General features: G+C 31.7%; 19 protein-coding genes. 13 read left to right on the top strand and 6 right to left on the bottom strand.

Annotated features, from left to right (window positions below):
* Positions 1–6: 6 nt before the first annotated feature.
* The 5 genes from IDG64_RS01340 to queC all read right to left on the bottom strand — a co-directional run bounded on the left by IDG64_RS01340 (position 7) and on the right by queC (position 3,216).
* Positions 7–447, bottom strand: coding sequence for a DM13 domain-containing protein (locus tag IDG64_RS01340; RefSeq protein ID WP_001093560.1), 441 nt, complete (start codon positions 445–447; stop codon positions 7–9).
* A gap of 279 nt (positions 448–726) precedes the next feature.
* The gene (locus tag IDG64_RS01335; RefSeq protein WP_000604990.1) at positions 727–1,311 is read right to left on the bottom strand and encodes a hypothetical protein; all 585 of its coding nucleotides are present in this window, start codon (positions 1,309–1,311) and stop codon (positions 727–729) included.
* Between the two features lie 98 nt (positions 1,312–1,409).
* Positions 1,410–2,123: a 7-carboxy-7-deazaguanine synthase QueE gene (gene queE, locus IDG64_RS01330; protein WP_001062965.1), complete on the bottom strand. Its 714-nt coding sequence runs from the start codon at positions 2,121–2,123 to the stop codon at positions 1,410–1,412.
* A 3-nt stretch (positions 2,124–2,126) separates the two neighbouring features.
* Complete coding sequence (queD, locus tag IDG64_RS01325; protein WP_000941340.1) at positions 2,127–2,546, bottom strand: 6-carboxytetrahydropterin synthase QueD; 420 nt, start codon at positions 2,544–2,546, stop codon at positions 2,127–2,129.
* A gap of 1 nt (position 2,547) precedes the next feature.
* Positions 2,548–3,216, bottom strand: a complete 669-nt coding sequence (gene queC / locus IDG64_RS01320; protein WP_000446724.1) for a 7-cyano-7-deazaguanine synthase QueC — start codon at positions 3,214–3,216, stop codon at positions 2,548–2,550.
* Between the two features lie 350 nt (positions 3,217–3,566).
* Between queC and IDG64_RS01315 the strand changes: the two genes are divergently transcribed.
* The 13 genes from IDG64_RS01315 (at position 3,567) to IDG64_RS01255 (ending at position 19,207) form a co-directional block, all read left to right on the top strand.
* On the top strand, positions 3,567–4,160 hold the full coding sequence (locus IDG64_RS01315; RefSeq protein ID WP_000604515.1) for an anthranilate synthase component II: 594 nt from the start codon (positions 3,567–3,569) through the stop codon (positions 4,158–4,160).
* A complete protein-coding gene (locus IDG64_RS01310) occupies positions 4,144–5,295 on the top strand; it encodes a chorismate-binding protein (protein WP_206171274.1) in 1,152 nt (383 codons plus the stop codon). The genes IDG64_RS01315 and IDG64_RS01310 overlap by 17 nt, the downstream gene beginning before the upstream one ends.
* Positions 5,295–5,903 carry an aminotransferase class IV gene (locus IDG64_RS01305; protein WP_001175778.1) on the top strand — a complete coding sequence of 203 codons (609 nt, stop codon included), beginning with the start codon at positions 5,295–5,297 and terminating at the stop codon, positions 5,901–5,903. The genes IDG64_RS01310 and IDG64_RS01305 overlap by 1 nt, the downstream gene beginning before the upstream one ends.
* Before the next feature lie 65 nt (positions 5,904–5,968).
* A complete protein-coding gene (locus IDG64_RS01300; RefSeq protein ID WP_001790169.1) occupies positions 5,969–6,175 on the top strand; it encodes a hypothetical protein in 207 nt (68 codons plus the stop codon).
* A gap of 87 nt (positions 6,176–6,262) precedes the next feature.
* The gene (locus IDG64_RS01295; RefSeq protein ID WP_000708692.1) at positions 6,263–6,973 is read left to right on the top strand and encodes a 5-oxoprolinase subunit B family protein; all 711 of its coding nucleotides are present in this window, start codon (positions 6,263–6,265) and stop codon (positions 6,971–6,973) included.
* Positions 6,957–7,961 (top strand): 5-oxoprolinase subunit C family protein, encoded by a 1,005-nt coding sequence (locus tag IDG64_RS01290; protein ID WP_200626250.1) that lies wholly within the window; start codon positions 6,957–6,959, stop codon positions 7,959–7,961. The genes IDG64_RS01295 and IDG64_RS01290 overlap by 17 nt, the downstream gene beginning before the upstream one ends.
* A gap of 473 nt (positions 7,962–8,434) precedes the next feature.
* Positions 8,435–10,375 (top strand): polyglycerol-phosphate lipoteichoic acid synthase LtaS, encoded by a 1,941-nt coding sequence (ltaS, locus tag IDG64_RS01285; RefSeq protein WP_000098285.1) that lies wholly within the window; start codon positions 8,435–8,437, stop codon positions 10,373–10,375.
* 269 nt (positions 10,376–10,644) lie between these two features.
* Positions 10,645–12,528, top strand: coding sequence for an ABC-F family ATP-binding cassette domain-containing protein (locus tag IDG64_RS01280; protein ID WP_000525103.1), 1,884 nt, complete (start codon positions 10,645–10,647; stop codon positions 12,526–12,528).
* A gap of 11 nt (positions 12,529–12,539) precedes the next feature.
* Complete coding sequence (gene recQ / locus IDG64_RS01275; protein ID WP_000983672.1) at positions 12,540–14,321, top strand: DNA helicase RecQ; 1,782 nt, start codon at positions 12,540–12,542, stop codon at positions 14,319–14,321.
* Between the two features lie 222 nt (positions 14,322–14,543).
* A complete protein-coding gene (locus tag IDG64_RS01270) occupies positions 14,544–15,521 on the top strand; it encodes an ABC transporter ATP-binding protein (protein WP_000589249.1) in 978 nt (325 codons plus the stop codon).
* Complete coding sequence (locus tag IDG64_RS01265; protein ID WP_156981644.1) at positions 15,514–17,028, top strand: ABC transporter permease/substrate-binding protein; 1,515 nt, start codon at positions 15,514–15,516, stop codon at positions 17,026–17,028. Before IDG64_RS01270 ends, IDG64_RS01265 begins: the two co-directional genes overlap by 8 nt.
* Positions 17,029–17,267: 239 nt before the next feature.
* Positions 17,268–18,326, top strand: coding sequence for a histidinol-phosphate transaminase (gene hisC / locus IDG64_RS01260; RefSeq protein WP_000663035.1), 1,059 nt, complete (start codon positions 17,268–17,270; stop codon positions 18,324–18,326).
* A 338-nt stretch (positions 18,327–18,664) separates the two neighbouring features.
* A complete protein-coding gene (locus IDG64_RS01255; protein WP_000197262.1) occupies positions 18,665–19,207 on the top strand; it encodes a 5' nucleotidase, NT5C type in 543 nt (180 codons plus the stop codon).
* 566 nt (positions 19,208–19,773) lie between these two features.
* Here the strand turns inward: IDG64_RS01255 and IDG64_RS01250 are convergent.
* Complete coding sequence (locus IDG64_RS01250; RefSeq protein ID WP_000429006.1) at positions 19,774–20,691, bottom strand: diacylglycerol/lipid kinase family protein; 918 nt, start codon at positions 20,689–20,691, stop codon at positions 19,774–19,776.
* Positions 20,692–20,740 lie beyond the last annotated feature (49 nt).

Raw genomic sequence — 20,740 nt, 5'->3', positions numbered from 1 at the left:
AATTGATTATTTTAATTTAGCGCCGCCGAAGATGACGTGAGCTTTTTTACAATAGATTGTTACTTCATCATATTTGCTTAAATCTATATTTTTAAGATCAAATGTTTGTTTTTCTTTATCGTAGTCAACCATTGCGATTTCTTTACCGTTTTTAATGTCGCCATTTTTTGTTAGGTAGACGTATAAATCTGGACCTTTTGATGATTTGTAGTTAGTAAGCATTAATTTACCATTTTTAATCTCAGCTTTACCTTCAACAGTTTCACCGTTTTTAGAACTGAATGTACCTGTTAGGTGTTTTGTTTTATCAGTTTTAACATTGCTATCTTCTGACTTTGTTTTTTGTTCAGTTTTGTTACCTTGATCTTGTGAATTAGAATTACCACAAGCGCCTAAAGTTAATACAGAGGCAACAGCACCAACTGCTAAAAAATATTTTGTATTCATGCTAACTCCTCATTTCTTCAATTTGATAAGTTAAGTTTAAAATGAAGGCAAATAATATGCCATTAACTAATTCTTAACTTCGTTTAAATATCGCTTAACTAATATTGAAGAAAGAATAATTTGAAAATGAAAATAATTGTCTGATTTAAATAAATAGGAGTCAAAATAAGAGGAGGGCATTTTTTTAGGTGAGAAAATATTTATCTGAACTAGATAACACTATAAAACACTTCTGATATTTTGAACTAAGAATATCAGAAGTGTTTTATAGTTTTGGTATTAAAATTTATAAACCTTTTGCCACAATAAAAACAACAAGAAAATAAGATAGACGATTAAATACAAGTACCAATATGGTGTTAAAACCATCATAACGATAAATGAAATGTTAATAATGATAAGTCCTTTAATCATTAGTTTCTTTATTTTGTTATTATTTTCAGCAGTTTCATCTAAGCTATTAAATGTTGAAATAAACAACATAATACCACCAATGATGAAAATTGCAGGGGCTAAAAATGGAATAGACATATATATTGATTGTGTACTTGAAAAGTCGGTAACACGTTGCGTTAAACTGACAACAATCGTTAATATGATAGCAATAAATTTTTGGTCTGTAATGTATACAGGTTTTAATTTTTTATCAATGTAAAACTGTAGTATCGTCCAAATGATAAACATCGTTATAGTACACAGAGTAATAAAGTTATATTTATCAATTATGAATGTATTTATAAAGGCGTTTATCGTAATAGATAACAACATTGCACTTAATGATAAATGTTGCATTTGATGCCTATATAAATTGAATCCAGTTATAAGTACGACGATAGCAATATTAATTAATATATATAAAATCATGATGGACTCCTGTTCGTTATACTTCAATCAACTATTATATCAATTAATATATTGTTATTCATTAGATATGACTTGTAAAAAGTAAAATAAGTTTTCCTTTATACACCTTTTTTATTACTCCAAAGTAATGTATGAAGTTGTGGTAACACATAAACGTGATTCATATCATTACTTTGCATAACTAAATCCACCAACTGCTCGTAGCGTTCTAACAACTTTTCGGTATGATTATCTACGCTGTCTGATAAATATGGGTTACCAACTTGTAAATAGAAGGGAATATCTGGATAACGGTGGTGTATCATTTTGGCAAAATCATAATCTTTATCGTCGAATACAACTACTTTTAAGTTTAATGAGGAAGGTACGCATTGTGTAATCACTTCATCTAACTTTTTTAAATCAGGTGTCATAGTTGAACTTGGTGGTTTTGGACTAATCGTTAAATCATCAATTTGTGTCATCCAAAGTTGGAATTTACTGCCTTGTGTCTCCAGTGCGCTGAAAATACCTTTATCTTGAAATAAGTCAACTAACTCTTGGATACCTTTAATTAATGCTGGGTTACCACCAGAAATTGTAACGTGATTAAATAAATCGCCACCAATTCGTTTTAATTCATCATAAATTTCTTCAGCGGTCATGAGTTTTATATCGCCTTTAGCACTACCATCCCAAGTAAATGCAGAATCACACCAGCTACAGCGATAATCACATCCAGCTGTTCTCACAAACATCGTTTTTCTACCGATTACTCGACCTTCACCCTGAATGGTTGGACCGAATATTTCGAGTACAGGAATTTTAGCCATTAGTTACACCTGTTCCTTTGGTCTAAATACAACATAACTTGTTGGTGTTTCTCTTACAAATACTTGAATACATTTTGGTTGGTGTTCGAGCGATGCCAAATTTTCTTTAACAATTTGATAAATTGTTTCCGCTACGATTTCAGTTGAAGGGATTTTATTTTTAAAAGCAGGTAAGTTATTTAACAGTTGATGGTCAAATTTACCGTGTATCATCTTTTTCAAATGGCTAAAGTTCACTAAGAAGCCAGTGTTATCTAGTTTATCACCGACAATTGTTAAATTAACAAAGTAAGTATGACCATGGACATTTTGACAAATACCTGCTTCTTCACAAGGAATGTGATGTGCAGCTGAAAAATTAAAATCTTTATTTAATTCGAATTGATATGGATGCGTTGTACTAGGATAGATTTGTTGTAACATTTTAAAGCGCTCCTTTACTTTCAAGATATTGATTTAGTCCACGTTGACGTAAATGACAAGCTGGACATTCACCACAGCCATCCCCAATGATACCGTTATAGCATGTTAATGTTTTTGTACGAATATAATCTAAAACTTCGAGTTCATCACTTAATTTCCACGTTTCTGCTTTGTTTAACCACATTAAAGGAGTATGAATGACAAAATCTTTGTCCATAGCTAGGCTTAATGTTACGTTCATTGATTTTATAAAACTATCACGACAGTCTGGGTAGCCTGAAAAGTCTGTTTCACATACGCCTGTAATAATATGCTTAGCCCCAATTTGATAAGCTAGAGCGCCTGCAAACGACAAGAAAAGTAAATTTCTAGCTGGAACAAATGTATTAGGTATACCATCTTCATTATTAGTAATTTCCATATCATGTTGTGTTAATGCGTTTGGAGTAAGTTGTGATAATAATGACATATCTAAAACGTGATGTTTCATTCCTTGATCTTGTGCAATTTGTTTTGCGACTTCAATTTCAGTATCATGTCTTTGGCCATAATTAAACGTTACGAGTTCAACTTCTTTGAAATGTTTTTTTGCATAAAAGAGACATGTTGTACTGTCTTGACCACCACTAAAGACAACGATGGCTTTTTCATTATTTAATACACTTTCCATTTTGTAATTGCTCCTATCATTAATAATATTAATAAAGAGGTTAATGGCATTGATAAGCCCGTTTTTAATTTATAAAATAAAAAAAGCCTATCTCCATAAAAGATAGACGAAAGAAATGGGTTGCTCCTATAATATATATTAAAGGTTTACCAACGAATGTTTGAAATTTCAATGTCTAGTTTTTTATAGAGGGTTTCAGCTAGGAACCTCTGATATTCATTTATGTACGATGAATAGAATATACTATATATTAGTTAAAATCAAGGTCAGGATAATGACAATGCTTTTAAAGTTTTAGCTACATCCAATACATATTATAAAAATAAAACACATTTAGAACGGAGTATACAATGATTCTAGTCATAGATAATAATGATTCATTTACATATAATTTAATAGACTATATTAAGACTCAAACGAAACTAACAGTTCAAGTTGTTGGTATTGATAATCTGCTGATAGAAGACGTCATTAATATGAAGCCAAAAGCAATTGTTATTTCACCTGGGCCGGGTAATCCGGATGATTATCCTATATTGAATGAAGTGTTAGAACAATTTTATCAGCGTGTACCTATACTAGGTGTATGCTTAGGATTTCAATGTATCGTGTCTTATTTTGGTGGAAATATCATTCACGGCTATCATCCTGTACACGGACATACTACACAGTTACGCCATACCAATGAAGGTATTTTTCAAGGACTGCCTCAAAATTTCAATGTAATGCGTTATCATTCATTAATTGCTGACGGAGCGACTTTTCCAAATTGCTTAAAGATTACAGCCAAAAACGATGAAGCGATTATTATGGCATTTGAGCATATTACATTTCCGGTTTTTGGTGTGCAATATCATCCTGAATCTATTTTGAGTGAATACGGTTATCGACAAGTTGAATTATTTTTATCGAAGGTAGGTGATTACTGTGAGAATAGAATATAATTATCGCTACTATTTAACTGAAAATGAATATAAGCAATACCATATTCAATTAAAGGGATTTATAAAGAAGTATGTTGCTACTAAGTTGGCTGATGTGGGAGAAGTGATACACTTTGCACAAGCGCAGCAACGACAAGGTAGATATGTCTCGTTATATTTAAGTTACGAAGCGGCAAAGTATTTTAATCATGTTATGTGTACACATTCATTAGCTAAAGATGATATTTATGCAGTAGCTTATAGTTTTGAAAAAGCGGAAAGCATAAATTCAACATATGAACATCAAACTTCTTATGTATCAAAGCATCATTTTTCATTTGTTGAATCTTCTGAGGTTATGATGACTAATATTAAACGTGTCCAACAAGCAATTGTTGAAGGCGAAACGTATCAAGTGAACTATACGGCGCGCTTAACGGATAACATTTATTATCCTATTAGTACTTTATATGAACGATTAACTCAATTTAGTAATGGTAATTATACTGCGTTATTACAAACAGATGAAATCCGAGTAGCGTCTATCTCACCAGAATTATTTTTTCAAAAAGGACAGTTTAACAATGTCGATAACGTTATCATAAGCAAACCGATGAAAGGGACAATGCCTAGAGGTAAAACGGAAGCTGAAGATCAACAGTATTATAAAACATTGCAAACTTCTTCGAAAGATCGTGCAGAAAATGTCATGATTGTTGATTTACTAAGAAACGATATAGGGAGAATATCACAGAGTGGCTCAATTAAGGTGTATAAACTATTTTTTATTGAGGCATATAAAACTGTATTTCAAATGACTTCGATGGTAAGTGGTACTTTAAAAACTAATACAGACCTAACTCAAATTTTAACATCGTTATTTCCTTGTGGTTCGATTACAGGTGCACCGAAACTGAATACAATGAAATATATTAAACAATTAGAAAGTTCACCTCGTGGTATATACTGCGGAGCAATTGGACTATTACTTCCAACTGAAGATGATAAAATGATTTTTAATATTCCGATTCGTACTATTGAGTATAAATATGGACAAGCGATTTATGGAGTCGGAGCAGGTATTACAATTGATTCTAAGCCAAAAGATGAAGTGAATGAATTTTACGCAAAAACCAAGATTTTGGAGATGTTATAATGCAATTATTTGAAACAATGAAAATTGATAATGGACATATCCCTAGACTTACTTATCATACTAATCGCATAAAATGTTCTTCTGAGCGATTAAACTTTAAATTTGATGAACATGCATGGCGAAATGAATTAAACGATGTAACAACAAAGTATCACAGTGGCCAATATAGACTTAAAATCGTATTAAATGCTGAAAGCGAATTTGAAACGATAGTGTCACCTTTACCTGAGAAAAGTAGTTTTACAGCAAAATTTCAAGTGTTGCCCAAAGTAGTTAATCCAACTTTTATAAATAATAAAACGACAGAACGAAAGCATTTAGCTCACAATCATGAAACAGATTTAATATTGCTAACTTCAGAGGACGGCAAGGTCCTTGAATTTGATATTGGCAACATTGTCATTGAAGAGGATGGAAAATGGTACACACCAAGTTATAAAGATGATTTCTTAAAAGGATGCATGCGTGATTATTTAATAGATAGTGACAAACTTGTTGAAAAAGACTTTAATAAAAACGAATTGATTTATAAATATCATAACAATGAGATACGTTTATTTTTGATAAATAGTTTACGAGAGGTTGCCGATGTCCACCTTTGCCTTTAAAATTATTATGATAATAATGTAGAAAATGATGTGAAAACAAATTTAAAAATTAAATGGGGCCAAATATGATTATTGTTTATATTGTGCTGTTGTTAATTCTTGTATACGTAAATTATCGATTAGTGAATCGATTGCTATCTGAAAATAGAATATATGTTGTTCGTTTGATAGCAACAATTACTACTGTTATAAGCTTTATCCTTGTATACGCATTAATTCACGAACTCATGCCTTTTGTTGTGCGGGCAATGGATTTAATGTATCACCAGTAAATTTAGTGAGTAGGTAAAATGAACTATTCAATCGATTCTATAATTAAAAATGAAAGTAAAGTAACCAAATATTGAAGAGGTGTACAAATGAAAATATATAGTCAAGGTGACCAAGCCATTGTAGTCGCAATTGAAAAAGAAGTATCTAAAAGTTTAACCGAAGATTTATTAACACTTCGCTCATATTTAATTGAACAAAATTATCCATTTATTATAGAAATTGTGCCATCAGAATCAGACATGATGATTGTCTATGACGCAAGGGATATGATTAAACACCATAATATACAATCACCTTTTTTATACATGAAAGCACTAATAGAATCGATTCATTTAAACATAAAACATGATTTTAACCAGCAAGATTTGATTGAAATACCAATTGTGTATGGTTCGAAATATGGTCCGGATTTAGAATCACTTTTAAAACATTACAAAATCAAGCTAGAAACTTTTATTGAATTACATTCTAAGGCGCAATATTTTGTTTCGATGATGGGATATTCACCTGGGTTTCCTTATTTAACTGGATTAAATAAGAAATTGTATATTAATCACACGAGTAAACAGAAAAAATTCATTCCAGCTGGTTCTGTAGTACTTGAAGGGAAAAAATGCGGTATTGTAACTACGGATACAATTAATGATTGGTTAGTTATTGGTTATACACCATTATCACTTTTTAATCCGAAAGAATCAGATTTCGCACGCTTAAAGTTAGGCGATAATATTAAATTTAGACCTATCAATGAAAATGAATTAGAAGTAGGAGCGTTTAAAGATGTCAATCATAATTGAAAAAAGTGGCTTATTCAGTAGCTTTCAGGACTTTGGCAGAAGGGGATATGAACATGATGGTGTAATTCCATGTGGTGCACTTGATACTTTAGCACATGAAATTGCTAATCGATTAGTTGCTAATGACAAGAATGAAGCAACTTTGGAAATGACTAATAAAATGGCAACGATTCGTTTTACAGAACCTACGCTGATTGCATTAGCAGGGGGTAATGTCAAAGCTTACACTGAGCATATGACTATATCTCCATATAAATTGTATTTGTTAGATAAAGGCGATGTTTTAAAGTTTAGAGAAACAAGTTATACATCGCGAGTGTATTTAGCTGTGGGAGGTGGATTTGAATTAGATGCATGGTTAGGATCTAATTCAACCGACTTTAATGTAAAAATTGGTGGTTTTAAAGGTAGAACATTACAAGATGGCGATGAAATAAAGCTTAAGAGAGATTATGCAGCTCGTCATCATAAGTTATTTGAAAACCTTGCTCACACGAAACAAACAGATTGGGGTATTGATGGATACGCCTTGTCATTTAATTATATGTCTGATGTATTTCATGTCGTTAAAAATAAAGGTACGGAAGATTTTAAAGAAGATGCCATTCAAAGATTTGTGAAACATGATTATAAAGTAACGAGCAAAGCAAATCGCATGGGGATGATGCTTGAAGGTGAAAAAATCAAAGCTTTTTATGAAGATATGCCACCGTATCAGACTGTCAAAAAAGGAACGATACAAATTAAGCGTGATGGCACACCTATTATCCTATTAAATGATCATTATACGCTAGGTAGCTACCCGCAAATCGGTACAATCGCAAGTTATCATTTAACGAAATTAGCACAAAAACCGCAAGGATCACGTTTGAAATTTCAATTTATAGATATTTTAACGGCTGAAAAGAACCTTGTTAAGTATAGTAACTGGTTAAACCAATTATTCCATGGAATAGAATATAGAATGCAATTAGAAATGATGAAATAATATTTGGTACGTAGCTCATACTCGAGTCCGATGCAAATAATTTCCTCCTAATGTATAATGAAATAATACTGTGTTTTATCTGCGAAATGTATCATTTTCTAATTCGTTTCACAGTAAAATGAAAAGATAAAGTGTGTTTTTACTTGAATTTTGACTAAAATTACTCTATATTTATTAATTGAGCTATGCTTATTATTACAATTTGATTACAAATTTTAAATTTGTTAATTGAATGATAATATTAAATAAAGAAACTTACACAAGCAAATATGAGTTGTAGCCCAAAATACTTGTTAAATCAAAGTTGAAAGCTACAAATAATGAAAATTATAAACTTGAATCTGAAAGTAATTACTATAATTATGACAATGTTAACTTTTAAACGCACTTATTAATTAACTACATAATGTTAATATCTAATTTATTCAAGTACTTTCGCAAGATTTATTATCTAAATAACGGGGGAAAGAATCATGAGTTCACAAAAAAAGAAAATTAGTCTTTTTGCGTTCTTCTTATTAACCGTAATAACGATTACCTTGAAGACGTATTTTTCTTATTATGTTGATTTTTCTTTAGGTGTTAAAGGTTTAGTACAAAACTTAATATTATTGATGAATCCTTATAGTTTAGTAGCACTGGTTTTAAGTGTGTTCCTATTCTTTAAAGGCAAAAAAGCATTTTGGTTCATGTTCATAGGCGGCTTCTTATTGACGTTCCTATTATATGCCAATGTTGTGTACTTTAGATTCTTCTCGGATTTTTTAACGTTTAGTACTTTAAACCAAGTAGGTAACGTAGAATCTATGGGTGGTGCGGTTAGTGCATCATTCAAATGGTATGACTTTGTTTATTTCATTGATACGTTAGTTTACTTATTCATTTTAATATTTAAAACAAAATGGTTAGACACAAAAGCATTTAGTAAGAAATTTGTTCCTGTCGTAATGGCGGCTTCAGTAGCATTATTCTTCTTAAACTTAGCTTTTGCTGAAACTGACAGACCAGAATTATTAACACGTACATTTGACCATAAATATTTAGTGAAATATTTAGGACCGTATAACTTTACAGTATACGATGGTGTTAAAACTATCGAAAATAATCAACAAAAAGCGTTAGCATCTGAAGATGACTTAACAAAAGTATTAAATTATACGAAACAACGTCAAACAGAGCCTAACCCAGAATATTATGGGGTGGCAAAGAAGAAAAATATTATTAAGATTCATTTAGAAAGTTTCCAAACCTTCTTAATTAATAAAAAGGTTAATGGTAAAGAAGTAACACCGTTTTTAAACAAATTATCAAGTGGGAAAGAGCAATTCACATACTTCCCTAACTTTTTCCATCAAACAGGTCAAGGTAAAACATCTGACTCTGAATTTACAATGGATAACAGTTTATACGGTTTACCGCAAGGTTCTGCCTTTTCATTAAAAGGAGATAATACGTATCAGTCACTACCAGCAATTTTAGATCAAAAGCAAGGCTACAAATCTGATGTCATGCACGGTGACTATAAAACATTCTGGAACAGAGACCAAGTATATAAACACTTTGGTATCGATAAATTCTATGATGCAACATACTATGACATGTCAGATAAAAACGTTGTAAACTTAGGCTTGAAAGACAAAATTTTCTTTAAAGATTCTGCTAATTATCAAGCTAAGATGAAATCACCATTCTATTCTCATTTAATTACATTGACTAACCACTATCCATTCACATTAGATGAAAAGGATGCGACTATTGAGAAGTCAAACACAGGTGATGCAACAGTTGATGGTTATATTCAAACAGCGCGTTATTTAGACGAAGCATTAGAAGAATATATTAATGACTTGAAGAAAAAAGGATTATATGACAATTCAGTGATTATGATTTATGGTGACCACTATGGTATCTCTGAAAACCATAACAATGCCATGGAAAAACTATTAGGTGAAAAAATCACACCAGCTAAATTTACAGATTTAAACAGAACTGGTTTCTGGATTAAAATCCCTGGTAAATCTGGTGGTATCAATAATGAATATGCTGGTCAAGTCGATGTAATGCCAACAATTTTACATTTGGCTGGTATAGATACGAAGAATTATTTAATGTTCGGTACTGATTTATTCTCTAAAGGTCATAATCAAGTAGTTCCATTCAGAAATGGTGACTTTATAACAAAAGATTATAAATATGTTAATGGTAAGATTTATTCTAATAAAAATAATGAACTCATAACTACTCAACCAGCTGATTTCGAAAAGAATAAAAAGCAAGTTGAAAAGGATCTCGAAATGAGTGACAACGTGCTTAATGGTGATTTGTTTAGATTCTACAAAAATCCAGACTTCAAAAAGGTAAATCCTTCGAAGTATAAATATGAAACAGGACCTAAAGCAAACTCTAAAAAATAATATTTAAACACGAACTCGGATTGATAAAATATCAATCCGGGTTTTATTATGTTCTTTTATATTATGTTTTACATTATATGTGTTGATAAAAAGGTATATTATAAAGATCGTTAGCATAGTCATCAAAGCCTTATCAAGTTTTATTTATAGTTGAAGCAACAATATATTAAATTATGACACTTAACAGTATCGATTTCTTTTGATTTCAAAAAGGTGTATAATGTATAGAACTGATTTAAGTACGTAGAGATTTCAACAGAAGAAGGAAGATGGGTATGGAAGCATATAAAATTGAACATTTAAATAAATCTTATGCCGATAAGATTATATTCGATAATCTAGATTTATCAATTTCAGAAGGTGAAAAAATAGGTTTAGTAGGCATAAATGGTACAGGGAAAAGTACGTTGTTAAAAGTAATTGGTGGTATTGATGATGATTTTACAGCCAATGTTATGCATCCAAATCAATATCGAATTCGATATTCGTCTCAGAAACAGGACCTTAATGAAGATATGACAGTTTTTGATGCAGTATTAAGTTCTGATACAACAACTTTACGCATCATCAAGCAATATGAGCAGACAGTACAAGCTTATGCGGATGACCAAAGTGATAAATTGTTCAAGCGAATGATGGATGCGCAAGATGCTATGGATCAACATGATGCTTGGGACTATAACGCTGAAATTAAAACAATCCTCTCAAAACTAGGTATACATGATACTACTAAATACATTAAAGAATTATCCGGCGGACAACAAAAACGTGTTGTACTTGCTAAAACATTAATAGAACAACCAGATTTATTGTTATTAGATGAACCTACGAACCATTTAGACTTCGAATCAATCAGCTGGTTGATCAATTATGTGAAGCAATATCCTCATACAGTTTTATTCGTAACCCATGATCGATATTTTTTAAATGAAGTTTCCACTAGAATTATTGAACTAAACAGAGGTAAGTTAGCGTCATATCCTGGCAACTATGAATCTTATATTGAAATGCGCGCTGAAAGAGAAGTAACACTTCAAAAGCAACAACAAAAGCAACGAGCTTTATATAAGGAAGAACTTGCTTGGATGAGGGCTGGAGCTAAGGCTCGTACTACAAAGCAACAAGCTAGAATTAATCGATTTAATGACCTAGAAAATGAAGTTAACCAGCAATATAAAGACGATAAAGGTGAATTGAATCTTGCTTATTCAAGATTAGGTAAGCAAGTGTTCGAATTAGAAGACTTATCAAAGGCTATTAATGATAAAGTATTATTTGAACATCTGACGGAAATTATTCAAAAAGGTGAGCGTATTGGTGTTGTTGGGCCAAATGGAGCTGGTAAAACAACACTCTTAAATATTTTGAGTGGAGAAGACCAACAATTCGAAGGTAAATTGAAGACTGGGCAGACGGTTAAAGTAGCTTATTTTAAGCAAACTGATGAGACCCTGGATAGAGATATTCGTATGATTGATTATTTAAGAGAAGAAAGTGAGATCGCAAAAGAAAAAGATGGAACCTCGGTATCTATTACACAACTTCTTGAACGATTTTTATTTCCAAGTGCAACTCATGGTAAAAAAGTTTATAAATTATCTGGTGGAGAGCAAAAGCGCTTGTATTTATTACGTCTACTCGTACACCAGCCAAATGTTCTGTTGTTAGATGAACCGACAAATGATTTAGATACTGAGACTTTAACAATACTTGAAGATTATATTCATACTTTCGGTGGTACAGTGATTACCGTAAGCCATGATCGCTACTTCTTAAATAAAGTTGCACAGTCATATTGGTTTATTCATGATGGTCAGATGGAAAAGATTATCGGAACTTTTGAAGATTATGAAAGTTATAAAAAATCATTAGATAAAAATAAATCCACATTGAAGCAACAATCTAAATCTTCTACAACTGTACGTAAGAAAAATGGTTTATCATATAAAGAAAAATTAGAATATGAACAATTGATGAAACGCATAGAACAAGCGGAAGTAAGAATGGAAGAAATTGATGTGCTCATGATTGAGGCAAGTGCAGATTATGGGAAAATTAAAGAACTAAACGAAGAAAAAGAACAACTTGAAATTCAATATGATTTAGACATCACAAGATGGAGTGAGTTAGAAGAAATTAAAGAACAACAATAAGGGGTCAATTTATGATGCAACAAACATTATCGCATTACTTTGGGTATGAAACGTTTCGACCAGGACAAGAAGAAATTATTAGCAAAGTATTAGACCATCGTAATGTGCTTGGTGTCTTACCAACTGGTGGAGGTAAGTCTATATGCTATCAAGTACCAGGTTTATTGTTAGGTGGTACAACAATTGTAATAAGTCCACTAATATCATTAATGAAAGATCAAGTGGATCAATTAAAAGCGATGGGAATTCAAGCTGCTTTTTTAAATAGTAGTTTGACTCAAAAAGAGCAACAACGTATTGAAAAAGCATTATCAAATGGAGAAATTCAATTTTTGTATGTTGCACCAGAACGATTTGAAAACCGATATTTTTTAAATATGCTTCAGCGTATAAAGATTCACTTAGTCGCGTTTGATGAAGCGCATTGTATTTCTAAATGGGGTCATGATTTCAGACCGAGTTATCAAAACGTCATTTCTAAAGTATTTACGTTACCTCAAGATTTTACAATAATAGCGTTGACAGCAACTGCCACAGTTGAAGTACAGCAAGATATTAGAGAAAAGTTAAATATCGCTCAAACTGATCAAATTAAAACGAGTACTAAGCGTAGAAACTTAATTTTTAAAGTAAATCCTACTTATCAACGTCAAAAATTTATATTGGATTATATTAAAACACACGATGAAGATGCAGGTATTATTTATTGTTCTACACGTAAGCAAGTTGAAGAGCTTCAAGAAGCTTTAGAAAGCCAGAAAATTGAAAGTGTTATATATCATGCAGGTTTGAGCAATAAAGAAAGAGAAGAAGCGCAGAATGATTTCTTATTTGATCGTGTTAAAGTAGTTGTTGCTACAAATGCTTTTGGTATGGGTATTGATAAATCCAATGTACGCTTTGTTATTCATTATAATATGCCTGGAGATTTAGAATCTTATTATCAAGAAGCGGGTCGTGCAGGTCGTGACGGGTTAAAAAGTGAATGTATTTTGTTATTTAGCGAACGCGATATCAATTTACACGAGTATTTTATAACAGTCTCTCAAGCTGATGATGACTATAAAGATAAAATGGGCGAAAAGTTAACTAAAATGATTCAATATACAAAAACAAAAAAATGTTTAGAAGCAACAATTGTCCATTATTTTGAACCGAATGAAAAATTAGAAGAATGTGAACAATGTAGTAATTGTGTTCAACAAGATAAATCATATAATATGACACAAGATGCTAAGATGATTATTAGTTGCATCGCTCGTATGAAACAACAAGAGAGTTATAGTGTTATCATTCAAGTGCTAAGAGGAGAGTCAACAGATTATATTAAGTACAAAGGTTATGACCAAATTTCAACCCATGGTTTAATGAAAGGTTACACAACATCAGAATTAAGTCACTTAATAGATGAATTAAGATTCAAAGGGTTCTTAAATGAAAATGATGAAATATTAATGTGTGATACTTCAATTAAAAAATTACTCAGTAATGAAGTAGAAGTATTCACAACACCATTTAAGCAAAAAGCGACTGAAAAAGTATTTATAAATACGGTTGAAGGGGTTGACCGAGTATTATTCAGTCAGTTGGTAGAAGTTCGTAAAAAGTTAAGTGACAAATTAACGATAGCACCTGTAAGTATATTTTCTGATTACACGTTGGAGGAATTTGCTAAACGTAAGCCTGCTTCGAAACAAGATATGATTAATATTGATGGCGTAGGTAGTTACAAATTAAAACATTATTGTCCAGCATTTTTAGAAACGATTCAAAATTATAAAGCCAAAGTATAGTGAAGACACCTAGTAAGCATTCCTTGTTTTACTGGGTGTTTTTTTTGAATTCAAGGTAAAATAACACTATTTCTTAACTGGAGATTACCTATTATTCATTATTTTATTAAAAAAGTTCAAGGATAAATCATTTAAATTTGAAAATTGTAATAAACGTGGTTAAATAGGGAATACATACATATAATCTCGGTTTTATGCTATGAGAAAAAAAGAGGTGGCAAAGTGATTAAGTTTAAAAATGTAACTAAGCGTTATGGCAAACATGTTGCTGTCGATAACATTAGTTTCAATATTAATGAGGGTGAATTTTTTGTGCTAATTGGACCTTCAGGTTGTGGAAAAACTACGACATTAAAAATGATTAATCGACTCATTCACTTAAGTGAAGGTTATATTTATTTTAAAGATAAACCAATAAGTGATTATCCAGTATACGAAATGCGTTGGGATATTGGATACGTATTGCAGCAGATTGCATTATTCCCACATATGACAATCAAAGAAAATATTGCACAAGTGCCACAAATGAAAAAGTGGAAAGAAAAAGATATAGATAAAAGAGTAGATGAATTACTTGATATGGTTGGATTAGAACCTGAAAAATATAAAAACAGAAAACCTGATGAATTGTCAGGGGGGCAACGACAACGTGTAGGAGTTATACGTGCGTTAGCAGCTGATCCACCAGTTATTTTAATGGATGAACCGTTTAGTGCATTAGACCCAATCAGCCGAGAAAAACTTCAAGATGATTTAATTGAATTACAAACTAAAATTAAGAAGACAATCATATTTGTTACACATGATATTCAAGAGGCGATGAAACTTGGTGATAAGATTTGTCTTTTGAATGAAGGCCATATTGAACAAATTGACACACCAGAAGGATTTAAAAATAATCCTCAAAGTGAATTTGTTAAACAATTTATGGGTAGTCATTTAGAAGATGATGCGCCATGTGTTGAAGAGAACGCAATTATCCGTGACTTGGATATTATGAAACCAATCGATGAGGTTACATCTATGAGCGCTTATCCAATTGTTTATGACAATCAACCAATTGAAGTATTGTATCAACTTTTATCAGAGAGCGAGCGTGTCATTGTCATGCAAGAAGATAGCGTAGGTCAATATGTTATTGATAGGAAAGATATCTTCAAATATTTGTCCCAGAAAAAGGAGGTAGCTCAACATGACTAACTTTTTCGACATATTGAGTGAACGTAAGGGGCAACTCTTTTCGACAATGATAGAACATATTCAAATATCATTTATCGCATTATTGATTGCAACTGCTATTGCGGTACCATTAGGTATTTTATTAACGAAGACTAAAACGATATCTGAAATCGTAATGAATATTGCGGCAATTCTTCAAACCATACCATCGTTGGCATTATTAGGTTTAATGATTCCTTTATTTGGTATCGGTCGTGTGCCAGCAATTATTGCACTTGTAGTGTATGCGTTGTTACCAATTTTAAGGAATACGTATACTGGAATTAAAGAAGTTGATCCATCACTCATTGAAGCGGCTAAAGGTATAGGTATGAAACCATTTAGACGTTTAACTAAAGTCGAACTTCCGATAGCAATGCCTGTTATAATGGCTGGTGTAAGAACGGCTATGGTATTAATTATAGGTACAGCAACACTAGCAGCATTAATTGGTGCAGGCGGACTAGGAGATTTAATTTTATTAGGTATAGACCGTAACAATGCATCGTTGATATTATTAGGTGCAATTCCAGCAGCCTTATTGGCAATTATATTTGATTTAATTTTAAGATTTATGGCTAAATTATCTTATAAAAAGTTATTGATGACGTTAGGTGTTATAGTGATGATTATTATACTGGCTATCGCTATTCCTATGTTTGCACAAAAAGGTGATAAAATTACGTTAGCTGGAAAGCTTGGCTCCGAGCCATCGATTATTACAAATATGTATAAAATTTTAATAGAAGAAGAGACCAAAAATACTGTAGAAGTGAAAGATGGTATGGGCAAAACAGCATTTTTATTTAATGCTTTAAAATCTGACGATATAGATGGGTATTTAGAATTTACTGGAACAGTTTTAGGTGAATTAACAAAAGAACCATTGAAGTCAAAAGAAGAGAAAAAAGTTTATGAACAAGCTAAGCAAAGTCTTGAAAAGAAATATCAAATGACTATGTTAAAACCAATGAAGTATAACAATACGTATGCTTTAGCTGTAAAACGTGATTTTGCTAAACAACATAATATACGTACAATTGGTGATTTAAATAAGGTTAAAGATCAACTTAAACCAGGATTTACATTGGAATTTAATGATCGTCCAGATGGTTACAAAGCTGTTCAAAAGGCTTATAATTTAAATTTAGATAACATACGTACAATGGAACCTAAGTTGAGATATCAAGCGATCAATAAAGGTAATATTAATTTAATAGATGCATATTCAACTGACGCTGAATTAAAACAATATGATATGGTTGTGTTAAAAGATGATAAGCACGTATTTCCACCATATCAAGGAGCACCATTATTTAAAGAAAGCTTTTTAAAGAAACATCCAGAAATTAAGAAACCGTTAAACAAACTAGAAAACAAAATATCTGATGAAGATATGCAAATGATGAACTATAAAGTAACAGTTAAAAATGAAGACCCATATACAGTTGCGAAAGATTATTTAAAAGCAAAAGAGTTAATCAAATAACGACCAACGCCACATAAGATGCGTAACACCAAATTATATCTTATGTGGCGTTGTTATATTTAAATCTATAATTATGTTCAATTTAAACATGCAATAATGATTAAAAAATATGACATGTTAAACACAATGTAAGCTATTATGATGTGAAAATAGTAGCATTGCATTTTAGAAACATAGAGCGATATAATGAATATAAGTTTTTTAAAATTTCAGTTAATTCTAAGGAGGTTGTTTTTATTATGAAAGAACAACTTAATCAACTATCAGCATATCAGCCTGGTTTATCTCCAAGGGCATTGAAAGAAAAGTATGGCATTGAAGGAGATTTATATAAACTTGCATCAAATGAAAATTTGTATGGACCATCGCCTAAAGTTAAAGAAGCGATATCAGCACACTTAGATGAGTTATATTATTATCCTGAAACAGGATCACCGACATTAAAAGCGGCGATTAGTAAACATTTAAATGTAGATCAATCACGCATTTTATTTGGTGCGGGATTAGATGAAGTTATATTAATGATTTCTAGAGCTGTATTAACGCCAGGGGATACTATTGTTACAAGTGAAGCGACATTCGGTCAATATTATCACAATGCGATTGTTGAATCAGCTAATGTGATACAAGTACCTTTAAAAGATGGTGGCTTCGATTTAGAAGGTATTTTAAAAGAAGTTAATGAAGATACGTCATTGGTATGGTTATGTAATCCAAATAATCCTACAGGTACATATTTTAATCATGAGAGCGTAGATTCGTTTTTATCTCAAGTACCTCCACATGTACCAGTAATTATAGATGAAGCTTATTTTGAATTTGTGACAGCAGAGGACTACCCGGATACACTTGCTTTGCAACAAAAATATGACAATGCTTTCTTATTACGTACATTTTCAAAGGCGTATGGATTAGCGGGTTTACGTGTAGGATATGTGGTAGCAAGTGAACATGCGATTGAAAAATGGAACATCATTAGACCACCATTTAATGTGACACGTATATCTGAATACGCAGCAGTTGCAGCACTTGAAGATCAACAATATTTAAAAGAGGTAACACATAAAAATAGTGTTGAACGCGAAAGATTTTATCAATTACCTCAAAGTGAGTATTTCTTGCCAAGTCAAACGAATTTTATATTTGTAAAAACAAAGCGGGTAAATGAACTTTATGAAGCACTTTTAAATGTAGGGTGTATTACGCGACCATTTCCAACTGGTGTTAGAATTACAATTGGTTTTAAAGAACAAAATGATAAAATGTTAGAAGTTTTATCAAACTTTAAATACGAATAGTAAGTGGGGAGTGGGACAGAAATGATATTTTCTCAAAATTTATTTCGTCGTCCCACCCCAACTTGCATTGCCTGTAGAATTTCTTTTCGAAATTCTCTGTGTTGGGGCCCCTGACTAGAATTGAAAAAAGCTTGTTACAAGCGCATTTTCGTTCAGTCAACTACTGCCAATATAACTTTGTAGAGCATTGAACATTGATTTATGTCTCAAGCTCAATGCAGTGTGAATGATGAGGTGAGAGTATTCAGTGTAAAAAGCAACAATAGATGATATTGTTTTGTATCAATTGCTTTTTTGCTATACTGAATCAATACTGATATTTTGAGGAGAAGATTAAAATGACCCGTAAATCAATCGCGATTGATATGGATGAAGTATTGGCAGATACATTAGGAGAAATCATTGATGCTGTCAATTTTAGAGCGGATTTAGGTATTAAAATGGAAGCTTTGAATGGTCAAAAACTTAAACATGTTATTCCTGAACATGATGGATTAATTACAGAAGTATTGAGAGAACCAGGCTTCTTCAGACATCTTAAAGTGATGCCACATGCACAAGAAGTTGTGAAAAAATTAACTGAACATTATGATGTATATATTGCTACAGCAGCAATGGATGTACCAACATCATTTAGTGATAAATATGAATGGTTACTAGAGTTCTTTCCATTTTTAGATCCTCAGCATTTTGTTTTTTGTGGTAGAAAAAACATCGTTAAAGCTGATTATTTAATAGATGACAATCCTAGACAGCTTGAAATTTTTACTGGTACACCGATTATGTTTACAGCAGTGCATAATATTAATGATGATCGATTTGAACGCGTAAATAGCTGGAAAGATGTAGAACAGTATTTTTTAGATAATATTGAGAAATAAAATATATCACTTGAAAAATTTCATGTAGAAAAGATGATGGATAGGCTATAAAGTAATTGTGACTGAGATGAACTTTTATGTCTTAGACACTACAACACTATATTGGCAGTAGTTGACTGCGGGGCCCCAACATAAAGAAATACTTTTTCTTTAGAAATTAGTATTTCTTATGCATGAGTGTAACTCATGCATTCATATTTTTAAGTACACATTAGCTGTGACTAATGATAAAGAATCGCTACATAACCAATCATTAGTCGTTCTTTATCATTTCCGTCCCGCTCTCAATAAATGTTAGTCTATCTCATTATTATAAATCGGATGAATGTGTTAATCTATGGCAGATTACACGTCATCCGATTTTTTATAGAATTTGAAAAAGACGCATAAACCACTATGATTTAAAATACAACATCAATCATTTTAGTGGCATGCGCCAAAATTATATGTCTGTTTTTGAAACAGGGTAATAGCTTAAAGCTAATAAAAACGAATATAAGGTGCGTTGAATCTTATGATTACACTCCAAACCTAATATAATATCGGGTTAAGATCATTCCGGATGCTTACAAATCATTGACAGTAAGTAACTGAATGGCATTTGGTATAACCTCAATATCAATAGGTGTTTCTAATGAAATTTCGCCATCAATATCAACTTTCATTGCTGGATCTGTTGTAAGTGAAATCTTTTTACCAGGTATATGCTCAATACCTTGAGTGATTTCATTCCAATTCATGCTATCACGCTTTTTAAAAATATCATTTAAAATACTGAAACTTTGTTCATTAAAAATGAAAGTGTTCAGTTCACCATCTTGAGGAGACAAATCAGTCAATGGTATACGACTACCACCAATGAATGGGCCATTTGCTGTTAGTATCATGGTCGTTTCGCCAGAATATGTCTTATCATCTATTGATAATTGATAATTAAATTGTGTTGGATTTAGCAGTGTTTTGACAGTTGATCCAATATAACTCAATTTACCAAATATATCTTTTGAACCATCTTGTACGTTTTCAGCGTTTTGAACAATTAGACCTAACCCAACAAAGTTGAGTGCATATTGATTATTTATTTTAATTACATCGTATGTACCAACTTGTGCAGAAATCATTTGTTCACTAGCTTGTTTATGATTAGGTGCTATATTTAGCGTTTTTGTAAAATCATTAAAAGTACCGCCTGGTAAAATGCCAATAGGGAGTTGAAGGTCATGTGACATAACACCATTTATAAGTTCGTTAACCGTGCCATCACCGCCAAGAATAAATAATATATCTACATCTTTTGCATAGTTTTTAGTTTTGATTTCTTGGCAATATTTAATAATGTCACCTTCGTTTTCACTCAATTGAATAGAAAGATGCTTACAAATTGAACTTAATGCTGTTGTAACTTCCCCAATACCTTGATTAATATTTTTTAATCCACTGTGTTCATGGTAAAAGAGGACACCATGTGTATATTTATTTTCCATAGTTTAGCCTACTTTCTAAAAATTGGTTCATTAAATATATATACCCACT

The sequence above is a fragment of the Staphylococcus sp. EG-SA-15 genome (assembly GCF_017151895.1).
GTDB classification, from domain to species: Bacteria; Bacillota; Bacilli; order Staphylococcales; family Staphylococcaceae; genus Staphylococcus; species Staphylococcus aureus.
This window is presented reverse-complemented; position numbering and strand designations above follow the sequence as displayed.